The organism is Comamonas thiooxydans (genome assembly GCF_002157685.2).
GTDB classification, from domain to species: domain Bacteria; phylum Pseudomonadota; class Gammaproteobacteria; order Burkholderiales; family Burkholderiaceae_C; genus Comamonas; species Comamonas testosteroni_H.
In genome coordinates, this window is the sequence record NZ_AP026738.1 from 5316713 (window position 1) to 5337991 (window position 21279).

Sequence of the window (21279 nt, forward strand, 5' to 3'; positions counted from 1 at the left end):
AGGTCTGGGCCTTGCCTTCTACTTCAAGGAGGTGCTCTGATGTCCTTACCCCAGACCATGAAAGCCGCCGTGGTGCGTTCCTTCGGGAAGCCGCTCACGATCGAAGAAATGCCGGTCCCTCGACCGGCAGACGATCAGATCCTGGTCAAGATTGCCGCCTCCGGCGTCTGCCACACCGATCTGCATGCGGCCGAAGGAGACTGGCCTGTCAAGCCTCATCCGCCCTTCATTCCCGGCCACGAAGGCGTGGGCTATGTGGCTGCGGTGGGCAAGAACGTCAAGCATGTCAAGGAAGGCGATCGCGTAGGCGTGCCCTGGCTGCACAGCGCCTGCGGCTTCTGCCGCCACTGCATAGGCGGCTGGGAAACCTTGTGCGAATCTCAGACCAATACCGGCTATTCGGTCAACGGCGGCTTTGCCGACTACGCACTGGCCGATCCCAACTATGTGGGCCATCTGCCGTCCAACGTGAGCTTTATCGATGTCGCTCCCGTACTCTGCGCCGGGGTCACGGTGTACAAGGGGCTGAAAGTCACCGACGCCAAGCCCGGCGACTGGGTGGTGATTTCGGGCATCGGCGGCCTGGGCCATATGGCTGTGCAATATGCCAAGGCCATGGGCTTCAACGTCGCGGCCGTCGACATCGATGACAGCAAGCTTGCTCTGGCACGTCAGCTGGGCGCCACCGTCACCGTCAACGCCATGAACACCGATCCGGCAGCCTACCTGCAAAGAGAGATCGAAGGCGCCCACGGCGTGCTGGTCACGGCCGTATCCCCCAAGGCTTTCGAGCAGGCTCTGGGCATGGTGCGTCGCGGCGGCACGATTTCGCTCAACGGCCTGCCGCCCGGCGACTTTCCGCTGCCGATCTTCTCCATGGTGCTCAAGGGCATCACGGTACGCGGCTCCATCGTCGGCACGCGCCTGGACCTGCAGGAGTCGCTGGACTTTGCCGCCCAGGGCAAGGTCAAGGCCACCGTCTCCACCGACAAGCTGGAAAACATCAACGACATCTTTGCCCGCATGCACGCAGGCAAGATCGAAGGCCGCGTGGTGCTGGACATCGCCGCCTGAGCAAGGCTAACGCCCCGGCTGCGTCACTGGAAGCCATGCCCTGGTGATGCAGCCAGGAGCGGGAAAATCCGCCGCTCAGCTCACCGAGCGCACCCAGCGCACGATCTCCGAGGCAGGCAGTGCCCCGGAGATGCGGGCCAGTTCGCGGCCTTCCTTGAAGACCACCATGGTCGGAATGCTGCGTATGCCCAGCGGCGCGGCGGCCTGTGGATAAGCCTCGGTATCGAGCTTGGCCAGTTGCGCCTGCCCCGCCAGCTGCTGGGCCGCCTGGGCAAAGGCCGGAGCCATCATGCGGCAGGGGCCGCACCAGGGAGCCCAGAAATCCACGACCACGGGCAACTGGCTGCGCCCGGTGTGCCGGGTAAAGCTGTCGTTGTCCAGGGCCACGGGCTCGCCCGTCACCAGCGGCTGGTGGCAGCTGCCGCAATCGGGCTGATTGCCCAGTTGGTCGCTGGCGATGCGATTGGTGGTGTGGCAATGAGGGCAGACGTAGTGCAGGGATTCGGACACAGGGGCAACCTTTCTTTGGCAATGCCTGACGGTGCCAGCAGGCACTGCTCGGGCTCAGGTCCGTATGTGCAGCCAAAGCCTGCAGATTCAAGTCGGCCCGCCTCAGAACGTGTTTACGTTCTCAGAGCTTCACAAAGCGGGCAATCAGCGCCGCCACCACGCTGAGCAGCACGGTGCTGGCCACGGGCAGAAAAAATTCCTTGCCGAACAGCCGGAAGCGGAAGTCGCCGGGCAGACGCCCCAGCCCTATGCGCTGCAGCCAGCCGTGCAGCCCGTTGACGAGCAACAGGGCCAGAAAAATGACGATCAACCAGCGAATCATGAGGCTGCAAGTATAGAGGCCTGCCGCGCCGAGGGCCTGAGCGCCCATGCGGGCAGGCAGCCATTCCGTTTATGCATGACATGCTTCCCAAAGATTGATTGACCTCAATTCCTCCCTCTGCCCATGATGTCCAAGCCCTGCGCCATGCAGGGATCGGGCCCATGCGTCTGCCGTCGCGGCCCGCCAACAACAAACAACGAGACATACCGTGCCCCTGACCTTCTCACGCAAACAGATTCTCCTGACCGCGGCGCTGCTGGGCGCCAGCCTGGCCCTGCCGGCCGCCGCCGACAGCTTCCCCAATCGCCCGCTCAAGCTGGTCGTGCCCTTCTCGCCCGGCGGTAATACCGATGTCGTGGCGCGCCTGGTCGGCCAGGGCCTGGCCGAGGCCCTGGGACAGCCGGTCGTGGTGGAAAACGTCCCCGGAGCCAACGGTGCCATCGGTGCCAGCCGCGTCGCAGCCGCCGCCAATGACGGCTACACGCTGCTGTTCGGCACGGCGGGCACTCAGGCCATCAATCCCAGCCTGTACCGCAATCTCAGCGAGAAAAGCCTGGACGACTTCGAGTACATCGCTCTGGTGACCTCGATTCCCAATGTGCTGGTGGTCAACGAGTCGAAAACGCCGGTCAAATCGGTGGCCGAACTGGTGAGCTACGCGCGCGAGCGCCGCGCCGGGATGAGCTATGGCTCGCCGGGCATGGGCTCCACCGTGCATCTGTCGGGTGAGCTGCTCAAGAGCGCCGCCAAACTGGATCTGGTTCATGCGCCCTACAAGGGCAGCGCTCCGGCACTCACCGACCTGATCGGCGGCCAGATCGATTTCATCTTCGAGAACATCACACCGGCGCTGCCCTTCATCCAGGGCGGCAAGCTCAAGGCGCTGGCCGTGACCTCGGCCGAGCGCCTGCCGATGCTACCCCAGGTTCCGACCATGAAGGAAAGCGGCTTTCCGTCCTTTGTCACCGCCACCTGGAACGGCGTGCTGGCACCCAAGGGAACACCGCGCGCCGTGGTCCAGCGCCTGGAAGCGGCCACGCTCAAGGTGGCCAGCAGCCCCGAGTTCAAGGCCAGGGTCGCGGCCCTCGGCGGCGAGCCCCGCCTGCTCGGCTCAAGCGCGTTCCGCGACTTCACGCGCACCGAGTACAGGCACTGGGGCAGCATCATCCAGGCTGCCAAGCTCGAAAAGCAATAGGCGCCTCAGGCACGCAGACGCTATAGCCGATGCGTGCGGTCGCCCTGCACAAAGCCCAGCGGCGTCCAGGGCTCGACGCCCTTGGACAGGGCAACGACCTTGAACAGCTCGCCCATCTCATGCTCCATGACCAGCTTGGAGGCCATGGATCTGGCCTTGATGCCGGCCGCATCGAGCCGGGGCGCAAGCCCGCAGTTGATGAGAAAGTGCGCCTGGTTGGTATAGCCCAGCACGTCGAAGCCCGCATCCTGGGCCGCCACGGCCGTGCCCGTGAAATTGACGTGGGCCGTGATGTCCTTGAGGCCGACCAGCACCAGCGGATCGTTGTCCACCTGATGCTGGTGGTGGCAGACCAGGGTCCCCATATGGCGCTGCTCGTGGTAGTACTCGCTCTCGCCAAAGCCATAGTCGATGAAGAAGGCAGCACCCCGGGTCAGACGCTCGCCCAGGGTGTGGATAAACGCCTCGCCCTGGCGGTGGATTTCCGTCAGGAAATCATGCGGGCCACCGATATCCACAGGCGGACGCAGTTCGGTGGGCCGGTCCTCCCAGGCAAAGGCCGCTTCATCGCCGTCTGCGCCGAGCACCACACCGCGCTCATGCCATTGGCCCTGGGTGCGCTGCAACAGCTGCACCGGCATGGCATCCAGCACCTCGTTGCCGATGATCACGCCTTCCATGGTCTCGGGCAGCGCGTCCACCCAGCGCACCAGATGTTCGTACCGCGTCAGCGCCAGCTTCTGGCGCGCACGCAGCGTGCCCGAGAGATCGACGATGGTGTAGCGCTCGGGCAACGCGCCCTGGGCCGCCAGCTCGTCGAGGATCTGCAGCGCCAGCGCGCCCGTGCCGGCGCCGAATTCCCAGATCTCGCGGGTATTCGTTTTTTGTAGCGCTTCCCGTAACTGGGACGCCACAAGCTGACCAAAAATAGGCGAAATTTCCGGCGCCGTCACAAAGTCGCTGCCCGACTCCGGCATGGTGCCGAACTTGGCCGTTTCATTGGCGTAATAGCCCAGGCCCGGTGCATAGAGCGCCAGCTCCATGAAACGGTCGAAAGGCAACCAGCCGCCCACGGCGGCAATCTCCTTGGCAATGCGGGATTGCAAGGCGCTCGTTAAACTTGAGGGTTCTGTCGTCACAACCCGCATTTTCCACGAATGTCCTCACCCGCCCGACCACGCACAGTATTGGTGACCGGTTCTGCCCGTCGCCTTGGACGTGACATGGCCCTGGCCCTGGCCCGCGCGGGCTGGCAAGTGGCTGTGCACTACCGCGACTCCCGCGATCAAGCTATGCAAACCGTAGCTGCTTGCGCAGAATTGTCAGGCGATAGCGCCGCTTTTGATGCAGATTTCTTTGACGAGGAATCCGTGCGCTCGCTGGTGCCGCGTGTGGTGGAGCGCTTTGGCCGCATCGACGCCGTGGTCAATAACGCCTCGCTGTTCGAACACGACGATGCCCAGAGCTTCAGCTATGTGGCGCTGGAAGCTCACCTGCGCAGCAACACGGGCGCTCCCATCCTGCTGTCCCAGGCTCTGCACGCCCATGTGCAGGAGCGCGTGGCGGCGGGCGAAGAGTCGGCCCAGGGCGCCGTGGTCAATGTGCTGGACCAGAAGCTCTGGAACCAGAACCCCGATTTCCTGAGCTACACCCTCTCCAAGGCGGCTCTGGAAGCCGCCAACACCATGCTGGCCCTGGCTCTGGCCCCAAGCGTGCGCGTGGTGGGCGTGGCACCGGGCCTGACGCTGACCAGCCATATGCTGAGCCAGGAAAAGTTCGAGGCCCTGCACGCCATGAGCCCGCTGGGACGCTCCTCCTCGTCCGAGGACATTGCCGCCGCCGTGTGCTTTGCACTGGAAAACCGATCCATGACGGGCACCACCATGCTGGTGGACGGCGGCCAACATTTACAGCGCTTCGAGCGCGATTTTTCGATGATGTGAGCCCACCGAGGCCGCACCCTTTCCCATGACTTCCACTTCCGGACAACAGATTCTCACGCTCACCGGCCTGCGCTTTGACGCCAGCCTGGGGATTCTTGCGCATGAGAAACAAGAGCCTCAGCCGATCCAGGTCGACGCCGAACTCAACCTCGGCCCCCAGCCCCTGGCTCCGCGCGATGACGACATCCTCCACGTGCTGGACTACCGCAAGGTGCGCCAGATCATCATCGACGAATGCACCTCCGAGCATGTGAACCTGCTCGAGAGCCTGATCGGCAAGCTGGCCCAGCGCCTGCTGCAGCTGCCCGGCGTGCGTGGCGTGCGTGTGAAAATTGCGAAGCTGGAAATTTTTGACGACTGCGAAGTAGCCATTCGCATCGAAACCGGACAATGGTGAACCCCATGAATGCAGTAAACGACAACCCCTGGATTGCCGAAGAGGCAGAAGCCGCCGATGCTGCGGCCGCAGAGAACGCCAACGCCGAAGAAGCCGCCAAGCCCGGCAAGATCAAGATCGAGCGCGAACAGATCAAGCTCGAGAAGCGCCTGTGCCGCGAAGTCGGCAAGGCCATCCTCGACTACAACATGATCGAGGAAGGCGATCGTGTCATGGTCTGCATGTCCGGCGGCAAGGACAGCTACACCCTGCTCGACATTCTGCGCAAGCTGCAAAAGCGTGCGCCCGTGAAGTTCGACATCGTGGCCGTGAACCTGGACCAGAAGCAGCCCGGCTTCCCCGAGCATGTGCTGCCCGAGTACTTCCAGAGCATCGGTGTGGACTACCACATCGAGAACCAGGACACCTACAGCGTCGTCAAGCGCGTCGTGCCCGAAGGCAAGACCACCTGCGGCCTGTGCTCGCGCCTGCGCCGCGCCATCCTGTACAAGGTGGCCGACCAGCTGGGCTGCACCAAGGTGGCCCTGGGCCATCACCGCGACGACATCGTGCAGACCATGATGCTCAATATGTTCTACGGCGGCCGCATGAAGGGCATGCCGCCCAAGCTGGTCAGCGACGACGGCAAGCATGTGGTGATCCGCCCCCTGTGCTATGTGCCCGAGAAGGACACGACGCGCTGGGCCCAGTACCAGAACTTCCCCATCATTCCCTGCAACCTCTGCGGCAGCCAGGACGGCCTGCAGCGCGTGGCCGTGGGCAATATGCTGCGCGAGTGGGACAAGAAGTTCCCCGGTCGCATCGAGAGCATGTTCCGCGCCATGGGCAATATCGTGACCACCCACATGATGGACCCCCAGCTGCACGACTTCAGGAACGCCAAGGCCACGGGAATTGCCGATCCCAACGGCGACATGGCCTTTGACCATGAAGAGCTGCCAACCATGGCCGCCCTGCCCGGCGGGGTACAAGTGGTACAACTGTCCTGAGCGGACTTTTGAACTAAAACCGGACCCTGCAGTCCAATCAAAGGCCCATCCCATGGGCCTTTGTCGTTTTCAGAGAAATCATCATGAACCTGCGCAAAACCTCCTTACGCTGGATCGGCCTTGCGGCCCTGACTGCGACGGCTCTGCTGGCCGGCTGCAGCACGGTGCGTGAGGTCAACAGCACGGTGCAGAGTTTTTCCGCACTGAACACCATTCCCGTGCCGGCCACCTACCGGCTGGAGACCCTGCCCTCGCAGCAAGGCCAGGTGAACTTCGCGGCCGTGGAAGCCCAGGCCCAGCATGCGCTGGCCCGCGTCGGCCTGACGCGCGATGACTCGCGTGCCAGCCTGGTGGTGCAGATCAGCGCCATGGCCCGCTATGCGCGCGACTGGGCCAGCTGGCCCTACTACGACCCCTACTGGGGCCCGCGCTGGGGCTGGGGCATGAGTTACGGCCGCGGTTGGGGCATGGGTTTTGGCGGCAGCATGATGTTCAACGAACCGCCGCTGGAGTACTACCGCGCCGTAAGCATCGTCATGCGCGATATCAAGACCCAGCAGATCGTCTACGAAACCTCGGCCCAGCGCCAGGATGTGTGGACCGACGACCCGGCCATCTTCGGCATCTTGTTTGATGCGGCGCTGACGGGCTTCCCCAAGCCGCCGCAGGGCCCGCGCAATGTGCGCACCGTCATCCAGCCGCCTGCACCCGCACAGCCCGCCGCATCGGTCGCACCAGCCGCCCCGGCCACCGTGGCACCGGCCACCGTGACGCCGGCACGTTGATTTGCAATCTTCGACAGTTGCCGGGTCTGCCGCGTGCTAACGTGCAGCTCGGCTTTAACCGGGGCCTCCTGCCTGGGCCCTCGCCATGAAAAGGATGACTGCCATGAAGAAATTTGCTCTCTCCACCCTGCTTTGCGCCACAGTGGCCGCGGGCTCCTTCAGCGCCCATGCCAGCGGCCTCGGCGATGCCTTGCGCGGCCAGCTGGGCGGCGGCGCGGCCGAGAGCAGCTCGAGCGCTTCTGGCCTGGGCGGCATGCTCGGCGGCTCCGGAGGCTCTTCGGCACTGTCGGCCCTGGGCCTGGGCAACCTGAGCTCCGGCACGGCCAGCAATGCCGCCGGCGTCCTCACCTACTGCATGAAGAACAACTACCTGAACGCCGACAAGGCCGCCCAGGTCAAGAATCAGTTGCTGGGCAAGCTGGGCCTGGGCCAGAAGGAAGAACCCAAGGATCAGGGCTACCAGAATGGTCTGATGGGCATGGTCACGGGCGCCGACGGCAAGAGCTTCAGCCTGGACAAGGTCAAGAGCAACCTCAAGGAAAAGGCCTGCGACTTTGTGCTGGACAATGCCAAATCGCTGATCTGACACCGAAAAACATGGCAGCCGGCGCTTGATGCGCAAGCGCTGCAATGCCCAAAGGCCTGCAACCATGGTTGCAGGCCTTTTTTTCTTGCCGGCTGCGCCACGATGCAGGACGAGCGTCGAAAAGTCTGTAACAACAGACCGGGGTACAGGCACACTTTGTTTGCAAGACAATGACTGTTCAATAAAACAACCTACGCTGAACGAGCCAAGACATGCACGCCACGCGCATCATTGCCATCCGGCACGGAGAGACAACCTGGAATGTCGATGGACGCATCCAGGGGCATCTGGATATCCCCTTGAACGACACCGGCCTGTGGCAGGCCGAGCAGGCGGCCCAGGCGCTGGCCGACGAGAGCATTGCCGCCATCTACAGCAGCGACCTGCAGCGTGCCCATGTCACCGCGCAGGCGATTGCCCAGAGATCCGGTGCACCTCTGCACACCACCGCCGGCCTGCGCGAGCGCTGCTTCGGCGATTTTCAGGGCCGCACCTTCAAGGATGTGGAAGCCACCCAGCCCGAGGACGCCCAGCTCTGGCGCACGCGCAATCCGGCCTATGCCCCGCCCGGAGGTGGCGACTCGCTGCAGGCCTTGCGCGAACGCATCTTTGCCACCGTGGACCGGATTGCACGCCAGCATGAGGGCGAGCAGATCGTGCTGGTCGCCCATGGCGGCGTGATGGATGTGCTCTACAGACTGGCCACGCGCCAGGATTTCCAGACGCCACGCACCTGGGAGCTGAGCAACTGCGCCATCAATCGCCTGCTCTGGACGCCCGACGGCCTGTCTTTGGTAGGCTGGGCAGATACCGCACACCTTCAGCAAGGCAGCCGAGATGAAGCACATTCCTGAGCATTTGCAGACCCTGGTCGGCCAGGCCGTCAAACGCATAGACACGCCCGCGCTGGTCATCGACCTGGACGCCATGGACCGCAATATCGAGCGCATGGCCCGCTTTGCCCAGCAGCATGGCGTGCTCTGGCGCCCGCATGCCAAGCTGCACAAAAGCGCTCATATCGCCCATCTGCTCGAGCATGCCGGCGCCTGCGGCCACTGCGTGCAGAAAGTCAGCGAGGCCGAGGCACTGGCCCGGGGCGGCATCACCAATATCTTCATCAGCAACGAAGTCATCGCCCAGACCAAGCTGGCGCGCGTGGCGGCTCTGGCCAAGGCGTTGAATGCCCAGGGCGGACGGCTGGCCCTGGCCGTGGATTGCGAGGAAGGCATCACGCGGCTGGTGCGGGCCCTGCAGGATGCGCAGGCAGGCGATGCAGCCATGGATGTGCTGGTGGAGATCAATGTCGGCCAGAACCGCTGCGGCGCAGAGCCCGGCGAAGCCGCCCTGGTGCTGGCACAGGCCATTGCCGCCCAGCCCACGCTGCGCTTTGCGGGTCTGCAGGCTTATCACGGCGGCGCCCAGCATCTGCGCGGAGCCGACGAGCGCAAGGCAGCCATCGAGCAGGTGCTCAAGCTCGTCAACCGCACGCGCCATGAATTCGACCGCGCCGGCCTGGCCATTCCGCTGATCACGGGTGCCGGCACGGGCACCATGGTCAACGAGGCCGCCAGCGGCATCTATGGAGAAATCCAGCCCGGCTCCTTCCTATTCATGGATGCAGACTACGCGGCCAACCAGCGCGACGCGGCCCAGCCCCTGTTCGAGCATGCGCTCTACGTCAAGACCCAGGTCATGTCGCTCAGCAGCGGGCATGCCGTCTGCGACGCCGGCCACAAGGCCCATGCCATAGACTCCGGCCTGCCCAGGCTGCATGCGCTGCCGCCCGAAAACGCGCTGCGCTTTGCCAACGGCGGCGACGAGCATGGCGTGCTGCACCCCGATGCCGACGCGGGCAACCACAGCGGATGGCTGCCAGCGCTGGGCGAGAGCCTGTGGCTGATTCCCGGCCACTGCGACCCCACTGTCAATCTGCACGACCATCTGATCGGCGTGCGCGGCGGACGGCTCAAGGGCGTGGTCGAGCGCATCTTCACCGTCGACGGGCGCGGCGCGCTGACCTGATGTGCTCTGGCTTCGAGCTTTGATTGCTATTAAAAAAAGAGCTATCAGCGCATTTCATGTAATGATTTCAAGGCATAAATAAGCTGAAACTCATATATGAAAGGCGTCAGAAGCTCTCTTTTTTACAGGCTTTCAGGCCACCAGCCGTCGGCACGGCGCTCCATGCGCGGGCAGTCGTAGGCCGCGACCACGGGGATGGCGCTGCCATCGGCACGCACCAGTTTCTGCTGCCACTGCGTGCCCTGGCGCATGGCCACGGCAATGGCGGCCACTTCGGCGCCGCAACGCTCGAGCAGCTTGAGACCGGACACCATGGTCGTGCCCGAACTCACGGCATCGTCCACCACCAGCACGCGCTTGCCAGTGATCAGACTCAGCTGATTGGGGTCGATATAGAGCAGCTTGCCCTTGCCCGGCGTGGTGATGGAGCTGACGGGCTCGGAGAGCTCGTCGCGATACCAGTATTTACGCGAGTAACCAAGCGGCACATAGCGGCTGCGGCCCAGGTGGCGCGCCACCAGCGGCGCAAAGGCCAGGCCCAGCGTGGGCAGACCGACAACCACATCGAAGTCATGCGCCCCGGCGCCTTGCGCCATGTGCTGCGCCAATTGCTCGACCACTTCAATGGAAGCCTGGTTGGCAATCAGCGACGCCACGCAGCGGTCGGGGGCGGAACCGTCGGCCGTGGGCATGCCGCGCAGTGGCAGCAGCAGATAACGGCCGTCGGGCAGCCTGGCCGGATAGCTCTTCGCATAGGGCGGCAGTGGCGACTGGCTCAGATCGGCCTCGGTGACGGTGGCTTGCCAGTAGTCGGTCGTGGCATCGAAGCCGGGCAGGTTCTGGCCGGAAAGATCGGCCACGGGTGCAATTTCACTCATACAAAACTCAGTCGCGGCGCAGATAGCTCTCGGCCAGCCTCACCCAGTACGAGGCCGTGACCGGCAGCAGGTTGTCGTTGAAGTCATAGGCCGCGTTATGCACCATGCAACCGCCCTCGCCCATGCCGTTGCCGACGATGAAATAGTTGCCGGGAACCTGGTTCAGCATGATGGCGAAGTCGTCGCTGGCCTGCAGCGGCTGCAGATCGGGAATCAACCATGCTTCGCCGAGGAATTCGCGGGCCACACCGACTGCGAAATCGGTAGCCGCCTTGTCGTTCATGACGGGCGGATAACGCCATTTGTAGTCCACCTCGGCCGTGGCGCGGTGGACTGCGGCCTGGGCATGGGCCATGGCCGTGATGCGCTCGCGCAGTTGCTGGCGCACCTCTGGGCAGCGCGCGCGGATGGTCACGCGCAGCTCGCAGGTTTCGGGAATCACATTGGGCGCATCGCCCGCGTGGATGGCACCGATGGTGACCACGGCCATGTCGTTGGGGTCGATCTCGCGCGAGCGTATGGTCTGCAGCGCCAGCACCAGATGCGAGGCCACGACGATGGGGTCCACGGCAACATGGGGCATGGCGCCATGGCCGCCCTTGCCGCGGATGGTGATGATGGCCGTGTCCGAGCTGGAATACATCACGCCCGAGCGAAAGCCGAACTGCCCTGCCGGGTAGCCGGGCTCGTTGTGAAACGCGTAGAGCGCATCGCAGGGAAACAGCTCGAACAGGCCCTGCTCCACCATCTTCTGCGCGCCGCCATGGCCTTCCTCGGCGGGCTGAAAGATCAAATGGAGCGTGCCCTGGAGCTGATTCTTGCGCCCGGCCAGCACCCTGGCCGCGGCCAGCAGCGTGGCCGTGTGCCCGTCGTGGCCGCAGGCATGCATCTTGCCGTCGTGACGACTCGCATAGGGCAGGCCCGTGGTTTCACGGATAGGCAGTGCATCCATGTCGGCGCGCAGGCCCAGGCGCTTGCCGATGTGCTTGCCATCCGGGTGATCGCCGCAGCGCAGCGTCCCCACCACGCCGGTGTCGCCCAGGCCGCGATGGACCTCGTAGCCCCATTCGGCCAGCCTGGCCGCCACGATATCGCCGGTGCGATGCTCTTCGTAGGCCAGCTCGGGATGGGCGTGCAGATCGTGGCGCAGGGCCAGCATTTCCTGCGCAATGGCTGCCACTTCGGGCAGCACGGGCGGATGGATTTCAGCGTGGACAGGGTTCAGCGGCGCAGCCATGGCTTATTCCGCCTGGATGTTGGCCGACTTCACGATCTGGGCATAGCCGGCTTTTTCCTTCTTCAGGAACTGGACGAAGCTGGCCTGGGTGCCGGAGCCGGGCGTGGCGCCGCCGTCCTCCAGGCGCTTGCGCACCTCGGGCATCTTGAGCACGGCATCGAGCTCGGTGGCCAGGCGCGTGACCACGGCCTGAGGTGTCTTGGCGGGCACGAACAGGCCCGTCCAGGTATTGAGGTCAAAGCCCTTGAGCTCGGCCGTCTCGCCAAAAGTGGGCACGTTGTGGATGGCATCGATGCGCTTGGCCGATGTCACGCCCAGGCCTTCGAGCTTCTTCTGCTGGATCATGGGCACGGCGCTCACGGTGGTGAGCATGCCCACATCGACCTGACCGCCCATCACGTCGCTGGTGATCTGGGCGCCGCCGCGATAGGGCACATGCACCAGCTTGATCTTGGCACGCTCCTGCAGCATTTCCATGGCCAGATGCAGCATGGTGCCCACGCCCGAAGTGGCGTAGGTCAACGATCCGGGCTTGGAGCGCGCCAGAGCAATCAGCTCGTTCAGATTGTGCGCCGGCAGGCCGGGTCGGGCCACGGCGACCACGGGGGCGATGGTGGTCAGCCCCACGGGTGTCAGATCCTTTTCGGCGTCGTACTTGACGGCGGAATTCACCAGCTGGGCAATGCTGATGGGGCCGTCGAAGCCCATGAGCAAGGTATAGCCGTCGGCCGGCGCCTTGACGGCCTTGCTCACCCCGAGCACACCGCCGGCGCCAGGCACGTTGTCCACCACGATGGACTGGTGCAGGCGCTCGCCCAGCTTCTGGCCGATCAGGCGCGCCGTGGTGTCCACATTGCCACCGGCACTGAACGGCACGATCAACGTGATGGGCTTGGTGGCGGGCCAGGCATCGGCCGCGGCAAGAACGGGAGCGGAAAAACCGGCCGCAGCCATCAGGGCGGCGGTCGCGACAAGAGAGCGGCGTGGTATGGACATGTACAGGTAGCAGTGGGTCACGGGCACCTTGCCGCAGCATGCGGACGGCGGAGTGCCCGTGCAGGCCGGCGGGTCAAGACAGCTTGCTGACCGGGGAGATGGGCGAAATTATCGGTTCGCTTCTCGCGAAATCTCATAAATAAAACTACTTAGCAATCGATGCTTACCCGTGGAAGCCTCTGATCCACGACCTCAGATCACTGCCTGTCGGGCCATCAGGGCACCGGCTGTCTCGGCTACCAGGGCTGCCACCGCCTTGCCTGCCAGAGTGAAAGGACGCTGACTGCTGGTAGCCAGCACCACATGCTGACGAAACACCCGCTCCGCCAGTGGAATGGCTGCGAGGCTGCCACAGGCCAGCTCCTCGCTGACGGCATGGCGCGGCAGCAGCGTGGCGCAGTCGTGCCGAGCCAGCATGCTCTTGAGGATCACCGAGGAGCTCCCCTCCAGGATCACGTTCAGGCTCAGCCCCTGTCGGCCTGTCTGCTCATCGAGCAGGTTGCGGATGGCGTTGGGAGGCACCGGCAGCACCAGCGGCAGGCGCTCGAGCGTCTGCAGGGCCATGCTGGCCGGCAGGGCCGTATCCGCCGGCGCCAGCATGCGCTGCAGCACACGCGGGCGGCCCACCACGCAGATCTGCGCATCGGCCAGCTTGCGATAGCTGTTGCTGCCTCTGGCCCGGTAACGGTTCAGGATCGCCATGTCGATGCGGCCCTGGCTCAGCGCCACCTCCATGTCTCCGCTATAGCCCTCTATGACGCGCAGCCGGATCTCGGGAAAGCGCTGTGCCACCTCGCCATACAGCGCCGCAGCCATGAAGCCGGCCACACCCGGCACCAGGCCCAGCGTAACCAGGCCGCTGGGCACACCGGTCAGCTCCTTGCCCAGGCGCACCAGCGCCTCGGCCTCGGACAGCAAAGCCGAAACGCGCGGCAGCATCTGCTCGGCCAGTGCCGTGGGCTTGACGCCGCGTCCGGTGCGATAGAAGAGCGCGCCGCCCAGCGCACGCTCCAGTTCGGCGATCTGCCGACTCACGGCCGACTGCGCCAGTCCACGCTCGACGGCCGCGCGTGTCAGGCTGCCGCCCTGGATCGCGGCGGCCAGCGTCCTCAGCGACTTCAGTGTCAGCAACTCCAGGGCTTCGGTGGCGTGGGTCATGGCAGCTTCTGCATCCATCTGAAAACGAGATATCTGATTCTCATATTTCTGGTTGGCTCGCGGCTAGCTGTTTCCTACATTGACCTGCAGGAGACATGCACACCATGAACGGACCTCTCACCGGACTGCGCGTCCTGGACATCGCCACCATCATTGCCGCGCCCTCGGCCGCGGCCCTCCTTGCCGACTACGGCGCCAGCGTCGTCAAGGCCGAGTTGCCCGGCGCAGGCGACGGCATGCGTGACTTTCCACCGCACAAGGACGGCAAGCCTCTGTGGTGGAAAGTGACCAACCGCGGCAAACGCCTGGTCACGCTCGACCTGCGCAAGCCCGAGGGCGCCGCGCTGCTGCTGCGCATGCTGCCTCAGTTCGATGTGCTGATCGAGAACTTCCGCCCCGGCACGCTGGACCGCTGGGGCCTGAGCAAAGAGGCCTTGTGGCAGGCCCAGCCCAGCCTGGTGATACTGCGCACCACGGGCTTTGGTCAGAGCGGTCCCTACCGCGACCGGCCGGGCTTTGCACGCTTGTTCGAGGCCATGGGCGGCCTGACCTACATCAGCGGCGAAGCCCAGGGAGCGCCCATGCACTCCGGCTACCCACTGGCCGACAACGTCGGCGGACTGTTCGGTGCGGTAGGCGTGCTGGCTGCGCTGTGGCGCCGCGCCCGCAACCCGCAGGCTCCAGGCGAGGAAATCGATCTGTCGCTGACCGAGGCCACGCTCAAGCTGCTCGAGTTCCTGCCCATCCAGCATGAGCAGCTAGGCACCGTGTATCAGCGTTCGGGCAATGCCAACCAGTACTCTGCACCGGCCGCGGTCTACCGCACTGCCGACGGGCAATGGGTATCGCTGTCGGGCAGCACCAATGCCATGTTTGCCAACAACTGCCGCGCCATAGGCAGGCCCGAACTGATAGATGAGCCATGCTTCGCCAACAACCGTGACCGCGTGCAGCATGCCCAGGAGCTGAACGGCATCTTCGCGGCCTGGTGCGCAGCACATCCGCTGGCGGCGGTGCTTGCCGCCTTCGAGGCGGCGCAGGGCACCATCGCCCCGGTCTACGGTATCGACCAGATCGAGGCCGACCCGCACATGCGCGCTCGCCAGGCCCTTTGCGACGTGCCCGACCGGGACTTCGGCAGCGTGCGCATGGCCAATGTCGTGCCGCGGTTCGCCCGAGCGCCCGGCAGCATCCGCCACGCCGGCGGTTCACTGGGGCAGGACAACGAAGCGTTCTACCAGGCCGAGCTGGCAATGCCTGCCGCCGAACTGGCCCACCTGCGCGAGGCAGGCGTCATCTGAGGCAGACCTGAAACAAAGGAGACCCCATGTCGATTCCCGAACCCCACCACCCGCTTGTGCGCCTGTCGCCCGATGAAGCCGCACTGCTTGAGCGCGTGAGAACGCTGGTGGCCGAGCGCATCGGTCCGGACGCTGACCGCGTGGCGCAGCAGGACGTCTTCGCCTGGGATACCTTCCGGCTGCTATGTCGCGAAGGCATCGTCGCCACCGCCTTCCCGCGCGCGCACGGCGGCAGCGAGGCGTCGATGATGCTGCGCGTGCGCATCATCGAGGAAGTAGCGTCTGTGTGTTCGACGGCCGCTTCGCTGGTCACAGGCACCGACCTGTCCTCGCGCCCCATCGTGGCCGGCGGCAGCGAGGCGCTGCGCAGCGCGCTGATCCCCGATCTGGCCAGCGGCGCACGCCAGTCGGCCTTTGCACTGACCGAGCCCGGCGCAGGCAGCGACGTGGCGCGGCTGGGGGCGCACTATGCGCCGGCACCGCAGGGCGGCTGGACGCTCAATGGCCAGAAGAAGTTCATCACCCGCGCCAACGTAGCCGACATGTTCGTGGTGGTAGCGCGCCAGGCGGACGGTCCCGGCGGCGGCCGCGGACTGAGCGCCTTCGTCGTGCCGCGCGACACGCCCGGCATCACGGTATCGCCGGTGATTCCCAAGCTGGGCTGGTACGGCGTGCCGATCGCGCTGGTCAGCTTCGACAACGTGCACATCGCGCCAGAGCACCTGCTCGGCAAGGAAGGCGAAGGCATGGCTCTGGCGCAGGACACATTGCTGCGCGCACGCATCGGCCACGCTGCGATCGCGCTGGGCCGCGCCGCAGGCGCGCTGCAGATTGCCGCCCAGTACGCCAACCAGCGCCAGGTCTTCGGGCAGCCGGTGGGTGCGCACCAGGGCATCCAGTGGATGGTGGCCGAGATGGCAGCCCAGATCGAGGCTGCACGCTGTCTGGTCTACAGCACCGCGCAGCGCTACGACGCAGGCGATGCCGACGTGGCCATCCATGCATCGATCGCCAAGCTGCATGCCACCGACCTGTGCATGCGCATCGTGGTCGACTGCCTGCAACTGCTGGGCGGCAACGGCTACCTCAAGGCCTTCCCGCTGGAGCGCTTCCTGCGCGACGCCAAGATGAACCAGATCGGCGAAGGTACCAGCGAGATTCACAAGACGCTGATCGGCCGCCATGTGCTGCGGCGCGCCGCAGCGCTGCCGCAGCACCCTTGCCTGGACATGGAGCCGGAGCTGTGGACATGAGCAATGCACTGACCAACGACCTCTGCCGCCGGCTGGGCATACGTCTGCCCATCTTTGGTCTGGCCCACCGCATCGAAGTGGCCGCCGCTATCTCACGGGCCGGCGGGCTGGGCGTCTATGCAGCCGCGCGTGACGGCCCGCACGAGCTGCAACAGAAGCTGCGCCAGCTGCGCGAACTGTGCCCCGACCACCCGGTGGGCGTGGACCTGCTGCTGCCCACCGGCCTGCCCGAACACGACGACCGCGTAGCCGTGGCTGCCGCGCTGCCGCAGGGGCACAGGGATTTCGTGCAGGGCCTGTTCAGGCAATACGACGTTCCGTCGGCCACCGAAGGCAACTTCTTCTCGCAGTACGTGCGCTCGCAGAGCCTGTTCGAGGAGCAGGTGGACGCCATTGCAGACAGCGATATCGAGGTCTTTGCCGCCGGCGTCGGCACGCCGGTGGAGGCGCTGGCACGCGTCAAGGCGCGCGGCCTGCATACCATCGCACTGGTCGGCAGCGTGCGCCATGCGCAGAAGGCGATCGCTGCCGGGGCCGACGTCCTGGTGGCCCAGGGCTATGACGCGGGCGGCCACACAGGGCCCATCGGCACCTTCACGCTGGTGCCGCAGATCGTGGCGGCAGCCGAGGGCCGGCCAGTAATCGCGGCCGGTGGCATCGGTACCGGGGCACAGGTGGCTGCCTCGCTGGCACTGGGCGCGCAGGGGGCATGGCTGGGCACTCTATGGCTGGGCACGCGCGAGCACGAAATGCCGCAGGCGCTGGCGAAGAAGCTGATCGCGGCCGACAGCGAAGACACGGTGATCACGCGCGCCCACAGCGGCAAGCCCTGCCGTGTGCTGCGCAGCGCGTTCAGCGACGCCTGGGCACAGCCCGGAGCGCCCGAGCCACTGTCCATGCCCTACCAGCAGGCTCTCACCGGCGATCTGCTGGCAGCGGTGGAACAGCACCAGATCGGGCCGCTGATATACGAGGCTGCGGGGCAGAGCGTGCACTGGCTGCGCGGGATCGAACCCGTGGCCGCCGTGATGGACCGCCTGGTGACCGAGACACGCCAGGCCCTGCAATCAATGGCGGGTTACATCGCCTAGAACCGGAGAGACAAGCATGGACCGTCGGCAATTCCACCTTCATCTGCTGCTGGCCGGCCTGGTGCCCGGCATGGCCCGCGCCGGCACCGCGCCGAGCCCGGACGGCTACCCCGATCGACCGATCCGCATCGTGGTGCCCTACCCTGCAGGCGGCATCGTCGACGTGGTGCTGCGCGCCGTCTGCGACCCACTGTCCAACGCACTGCCGCAACGCATCGTGATCGAGAACCGTCCCGGTGCCGATGGCCGCATCGGCCTGGATGCGGTGGCCAAGGCCCCGGCCGATGGCTACACGCTGCTGGGCGTAGCGCCGATCCTCGCGGTGGGCGAGCACCTGATGCCCGAGATGAAGGCGCGCAGCAGGGACTTCGTGGGAGTGTGCGGCGTGGCCGCGCCGCCGACGGTGTTCGTGGTGCACGACACGGTGCCCGCCGGGACGCTGAAGGAGTTCGTCGCGCTGGCTGCCGCCAGACCGGGCGAGTTCAACGCAGCCAACCCCGGCACCGGCAGCTCCATCCACCTGGCACAGGAACTGTTCTTCGAGCGCACCGGCATCCGCTTGACCAACGTGAGCTACAAGGGCCAGCCGCCGGCGCTGCTGGACCTGGGCTCCGGACTGCTCCAGTTCGCGCTGATCTCGCAGAACCTGGTGCTGCCGCTGATCCAGTCCGGCAAGGTACGGGCTCTGGCTGTCAACGCCGCAGCGCGCACGCGCTCGCTGCCCGAGGTTCCCACCATCGCACAGGCCGGCTATCCCGATATCCTGGTGCAGTCCTGGTACGGCATTGCCGCACCGGCGAAGACGCCCGCGCCGGTGGTCGAGTGGCTGAGCCAGCAGTTTCAGCGCGCACTGGCGATGCCTGAAGTACGCGCGCGGCTGGCAGCCACCGATGCGGAAATCCTGGCGCTGGATGCGGCACGCTTCACCGAGCTTATCGCCGCGGAGACCAGGCGCTGGGGCGCGTTGATCCACAAGCGCGGCATACGGTTGTGAGCGCCTGCGCCAAGAGCCGCAACTAGGGAAGATGCGAGGCGCCGCGCGCCGCGCCCTGCCCACAATCGATGACCATGCTCTCCCCCAGCCAAGTCATCGTTTTGGCCACACCGGTCTTTTTCGCACTGATTGCCGTGGAATGGGCCATCAGCCTAAGACGCGGGCGCAATGCCTATGCGCTGGCCGATGCCATCAGCTCGCTGAACCTGGGCGTCCTGAGCCAGACCAGCGCCGTCTTCACCAAGCTGCTGACGCTGGGCATCTACACCGTCGTGGCCAGCCATGTGGCGCTGATCGAGGCCGACGCCTTCTGGCTCAGCCTGCCGGGCTGGCTGCTGGCCCTGCTGTTCTACGACCTCTGCTACTACTGGCTGCACCGCATGGGCCATGAAGTAGGCGTGCTCTGGGCCGCCCATGCCGTGCACCACCAAAGCCAGGCCTACAACCTCTCCACCGCGCTGCGCCAGACCAGCTCAGGCGCGCTGCTGGGCTGGATCTTCTATCTGCCCATGGCCCTGGCCGGCGTACCGCCACTGGTGTTTGCCGTGGTCGGGCTGATCGATCTGCTCTACCAGTTCTGGGTGCATACCGAGCAGGTCAGGAAGCTGGGCTGGTTCGACCGCTGGTTCTGCGCGCCCAGCAATCACCGCGTGCACCATGCCGTCAACGAGCGCTATCTGGACCGCAACTACGGCGGCATTCTCATCGTCTGGGACCGGCTCTTCGGCACTTACAAGACCGAGGACGATGAAGAGCCCTGCGTCTACGGCACGCGCGGCCTGCTCAAGAGCTGGGATCCGCTCTGGGCCAACTTCAGCGTCTACCGCCAGCTGGCGCATGACAGCTGGCACGCACGCAGCTGGATGGACAAGGTCCGCGTCTGGTTCAAGCCGCCGGGCTGGCGGCCGGTCGATGTGGCACAGCGCTTTCCCAGGCCCGCCTTCGATCTGGACGAGCACCGCATCATCTACTCACCTCCCATGAGCACTGGGCTGCGCTGGTTTGCCGGCCTGCAGTTCGCGGCGCTGGTTGCGGGCACTTCGGTCTTTCTCTGGCATGCCGACCAGTCGCCGCTGGCCACCAATCTGATCTGGTTCGGCGTGCTGCTCACCGGGCAATGGGCTCTGGGTGCTGCCATGCAGGGACGCATCAGTCTGTGGCTGGCGCTGATGCTGCAAAGCGGCGCACTGGCCACGGCCACGGCAGCGCTGGGGCTGCAGCAATGGCATTGGCTGTTCAAACCTGCCACCATGGTTTTTGCTCTCATATGCATAGCATCTTGCGCAAGGCATGCCTTGAGCACAGTTCAAGACCTGCCTCAAAAGCATGTTCAACTGCTGCTGGCAGCTATTGTTTTCTCCATGGCTGGCGATGTCTTCCTGATGCTGGACGGACAGCTGCAAACCGGTCTGTTCATTCCCGGCCTGATCAGCTTTCTGCTGGCCCATGTCTGCTATGTCGCGCTGTTCAGGTTTGATGTGACCTGGTTTGCCGACCGCCGCGCACTGCTGCTGGTGGCTGCGATCGGCGCCGCCATGTATGCCTTTCTCTGGACCCATGGCCTGCCCGCCGCCCTGCGCCTGCCCGTGGCCGCCTATGTCGGCGTCATCGCCCTGATGGCGGCGCAGGCCTGGGGACGCTACCGTCAACTGCGCAGCCGCGCCGCACTGCTGACCGCCCTGGGCGCCAGCTTTTTCATGCTCAGCGACTCCATACTGGCCATCAACCGTTTTGTGCAACCGCTGCCCTGGTCATCGGTGAGCGTGCTCGGCAGCTATTACGCGGCACAGGCCCTGATCGTCTGGGGCTGTGTGCGCCAATGGGCCGAGCCTGCAACCCGCCAGGCCCCGGCACAATTGCAACTGAAAGCCATCTAGGGTTGACCCTTGGCCCGATCTGGGCCGATAATCGGCAGATCGCAATTTCAGGAGTCCCCCGTGGACAGTGCCAGTTCAACCAGTGACAAACAGCGCGCCGCAATGGCTTCGCTGCTGGCTGACTGACCGACTCCCGTGATGGGGGCGGCCATGTCGGTCGGCTCTCATCCATTGCTGCGTTTCCCCTTGGATCCTTGCGCCCAGCCGGCGTATCAGTGACATGGCGCGTGCCTCCCGCATGCCGTTCATGCACCTCAGGCTCCAGGTGCTGCTTTTCACTGACCGCGTGCCTGTGGCTGCCTTGATGCTGCCCCTGCCCACGCCGCTTGACGGCCCTGCTTCACGGCGGTCCTCCTGGTTCGCCAAGGAGAAAGCCATGACCACACCGTTCGTTCGCCCCGCCATGCATCGCCTGCAGCCTGCTGCGGCCGCGCCTCGCCCTGGCGCCGCCGGCCCGTGCATAGCTGCGCCCCAGGCACAGATGCAGGCACAGGCCCCATCGGCCATGGAGCATGCCATGCACCTGGACCTGCGGACCAGCTGGCCCACGCATCGCATCCGCAGCTTCCTGAGCCTGCAGCCACGCTGAGCGCGCGCAGCCGCCCTCCCCACCCATCCGTCAGAAAGGAGTTCCGCCATGGACCCCGATCCGAGTCGATCTTGCCCTGACA

Annotated in this window: 22 protein-coding genes; 15 read left to right on the forward strand and 7 right to left on the reverse strand. The window is 65.3% G+C overall.

Annotated elements, in window-relative coordinates:
* Nucleotides 1-39 precede the first annotated feature (39 nt).
* Nucleotides 40-1074, forward strand: coding sequence for an alcohol dehydrogenase AdhP (gene adhP / locus CTR2_RS24745; RefSeq protein ID WP_087080206.1), 1035 nt, complete (start codon nucleotides 40-42; stop codon nucleotides 1072-1074).
* Between the two features lie 75 nt (nucleotides 1075-1149).
* Here adhP and trxC read toward each other — a convergent pair whose 3' ends face one another.
* Together trxC and CTR2_RS24755 are read right to left on the reverse strand one after the other, a co-directional pair.
* A complete protein-coding gene (gene trxC, locus CTR2_RS24750) occupies nucleotides 1150-1584 on the reverse strand; it encodes a thioredoxin TrxC (RefSeq protein ID WP_087080204.1) in 435 nt (144 codons plus the stop codon).
* Between the two features lie 121 nt (nucleotides 1585-1705).
* Nucleotides 1706-1906 carry a DUF2905 domain-containing protein gene (locus CTR2_RS24755; protein WP_012839950.1) on the reverse strand — a complete coding sequence of 67 codons (201 nt, stop codon included), beginning with the start codon at nucleotides 1904-1906 and terminating at the stop codon, nucleotides 1706-1708.
* Between the two features lie 208 nt (nucleotides 1907-2114).
* Here CTR2_RS24755 and CTR2_RS24760 point away from each other — a divergent pair, with 208 nt between their 5' ends.
* Nucleotides 2115-3101 carry a Bug family tripartite tricarboxylate transporter substrate binding protein gene (locus tag CTR2_RS24760; RefSeq protein WP_087080202.1) on the forward strand — a complete coding sequence of 329 codons (987 nt, stop codon included), beginning with the start codon at nucleotides 2115-2117 and terminating at the stop codon, nucleotides 3099-3101.
* A 20-nt stretch (nucleotides 3102-3121) separates the two neighbouring features.
* On the opposite strand, the gene CTR2_RS24765 is transcribed toward CTR2_RS24760, so the two are convergent.
* Complete coding sequence (locus CTR2_RS24765; protein ID WP_176391576.1) at nucleotides 3122-4249, reverse strand: class I SAM-dependent methyltransferase; 1128 nt, start codon at nucleotides 4247-4249, stop codon at nucleotides 3122-3124.
* Between the two features lie 9 nt (nucleotides 4250-4258).
* Between CTR2_RS24765 and CTR2_RS24770 the strand changes: the two genes are divergently transcribed.
* The 7 genes from CTR2_RS24770 (at nucleotide 4259) to CTR2_RS24800 (ending at nucleotide 9823) form a co-directional block, all read left to right on the forward strand.
* Nucleotides 4259-5044, forward strand: coding sequence for an SDR family oxidoreductase (locus tag CTR2_RS24770; RefSeq protein WP_087080200.1), 786 nt, complete (start codon nucleotides 4259-4261; stop codon nucleotides 5042-5044).
* A 25-nt stretch (nucleotides 5045-5069) separates the two neighbouring features.
* Nucleotides 5070-5441, forward strand: coding sequence for a dihydroneopterin aldolase (locus tag CTR2_RS24775; RefSeq protein ID WP_003050921.1), 372 nt, complete (start codon nucleotides 5070-5072; stop codon nucleotides 5439-5441).
* Complete coding sequence (ttcA, locus tag CTR2_RS24780) at nucleotides 5435-6430, forward strand: tRNA 2-thiocytidine(32) synthetase TtcA (protein WP_087080198.1); 996 nt, start codon at nucleotides 5435-5437, stop codon at nucleotides 6428-6430. The genes CTR2_RS24775 and ttcA overlap by 7 nt, the downstream gene beginning before the upstream one ends.
* An 83-nt stretch (nucleotides 6431-6513) precedes the next feature.
* Nucleotides 6514-7215 (forward strand): DUF4136 domain-containing protein, encoded by a 702-nt coding sequence (locus CTR2_RS24785; protein WP_087080196.1) that lies wholly within the window; start codon nucleotides 6514-6516, stop codon nucleotides 7213-7215.
* A 103-nt stretch (nucleotides 7216-7318) separates the two neighbouring features.
* The gene (locus tag CTR2_RS24790) at nucleotides 7319-7801 is read left to right on the forward strand and encodes a YjjA family protein (RefSeq protein ID WP_087084422.1); all 483 of its coding nucleotides are present in this window, start codon (nucleotides 7319-7321) and stop codon (nucleotides 7799-7801) included.
* Between the two features lie 212 nt (nucleotides 7802-8013).
* Entirely contained in the window at nucleotides 8014-8655 is a 642-nt protein-coding gene (locus CTR2_RS24795; protein WP_003068775.1) for a histidine phosphatase family protein, read from the forward strand.
* Complete coding sequence (locus CTR2_RS24800) at nucleotides 8639-9823, forward strand: DSD1 family PLP-dependent enzyme (protein ID WP_087080195.1); 1185 nt, start codon at nucleotides 8639-8641, stop codon at nucleotides 9821-9823. The genes CTR2_RS24795 and CTR2_RS24800 overlap by 17 nt, the downstream gene beginning before the upstream one ends.
* 122 nt (nucleotides 9824-9945) lie before the next feature.
* On the opposite strand, the gene CTR2_RS24805 is transcribed toward CTR2_RS24800, so the two are convergent.
* From CTR2_RS24805 to CTR2_RS24820, 4 genes are all read right to left on the reverse strand, one after another.
* Nucleotides 9946-10701, reverse strand: a complete 756-nt coding sequence (locus CTR2_RS24805) for a phosphoribosyltransferase (RefSeq protein WP_087080193.1) — start codon at nucleotides 10699-10701, stop codon at nucleotides 9946-9948.
* Nucleotides 10702-10708: 7 nt separating this feature from the next.
* Nucleotides 10709-11938 carry a M20 aminoacylase family protein gene (locus tag CTR2_RS24810; RefSeq protein ID WP_087080191.1) on the reverse strand — a complete coding sequence of 410 codons (1230 nt, stop codon included), beginning with the start codon at nucleotides 11936-11938 and terminating at the stop codon, nucleotides 10709-10711.
* Between the two features lie 3 nt (nucleotides 11939-11941).
* Nucleotides 11942-12934 (reverse strand): Bug family tripartite tricarboxylate transporter substrate binding protein, encoded by a 993-nt coding sequence (locus CTR2_RS24815; protein WP_176391575.1) that lies wholly within the window; start codon nucleotides 12932-12934, stop codon nucleotides 11942-11944.
* A 192-nt stretch (nucleotides 12935-13126) separates the two neighbouring features.
* Nucleotides 13127-14092, reverse strand: coding sequence for a LysR family transcriptional regulator (locus CTR2_RS24820; protein ID WP_254913204.1), 966 nt, complete (start codon nucleotides 14090-14092; stop codon nucleotides 13127-13129).
* Nucleotides 14093-14196: 104 nt separating this feature from the next.
* Between CTR2_RS24820 and CTR2_RS24825 the strand changes: the two genes are divergently transcribed.
* The 6 genes from CTR2_RS24825 (at nucleotide 14197) to CTR2_RS24850 (ending at nucleotide 21197) form a co-directional block, all read left to right on the forward strand.
* Nucleotides 14197-15393, forward strand: a complete 1197-nt coding sequence (locus CTR2_RS24825; RefSeq protein ID WP_087084420.1) for a CaiB/BaiF CoA transferase family protein — start codon at nucleotides 14197-14199, stop codon at nucleotides 15391-15393.
* A 26-nt stretch (nucleotides 15394-15419) separates the two neighbouring features.
* On the forward strand, nucleotides 15420-16646 hold the full coding sequence (locus CTR2_RS24830) for an acyl-CoA dehydrogenase family protein (RefSeq protein WP_087080187.1): 1227 nt from the start codon (nucleotides 15420-15422) through the stop codon (nucleotides 16644-16646).
* Nucleotides 16643-17737, forward strand: a complete 1095-nt coding sequence (locus CTR2_RS24835) for an NAD(P)H-dependent flavin oxidoreductase (protein ID WP_087080185.1) — start codon at nucleotides 16643-16645, stop codon at nucleotides 17735-17737. Before CTR2_RS24830 ends, CTR2_RS24835 begins: the two co-directional genes overlap by 4 nt.
* Nucleotides 17738-17753: 16 nt before the next feature.
* Nucleotides 17754-18731: a Bug family tripartite tricarboxylate transporter substrate binding protein gene (locus CTR2_RS24840; protein WP_087080182.1), complete on the forward strand. Its 978-nt coding sequence runs from the start codon at nucleotides 17754-17756 to the stop codon at nucleotides 18729-18731.
* A 74-nt stretch (nucleotides 18732-18805) separates the two neighbouring features.
* Nucleotides 18806-20608 carry a lysoplasmalogenase family protein gene (locus CTR2_RS24845; protein ID WP_087084419.1) on the forward strand — a complete coding sequence of 601 codons (1803 nt, stop codon included), beginning with the start codon at nucleotides 18806-18808 and terminating at the stop codon, nucleotides 20606-20608.
* 220 nt (nucleotides 20609-20828) lie between these two features.
* Complete coding sequence (locus tag CTR2_RS24850) at nucleotides 20829-21197, forward strand: hypothetical protein (RefSeq protein ID WP_254913203.1); 369 nt, start codon at nucleotides 20829-20831, stop codon at nucleotides 21195-21197.
* The last annotated feature ends 82 nt before the right edge of the window (nucleotides 21198-21279 follow it).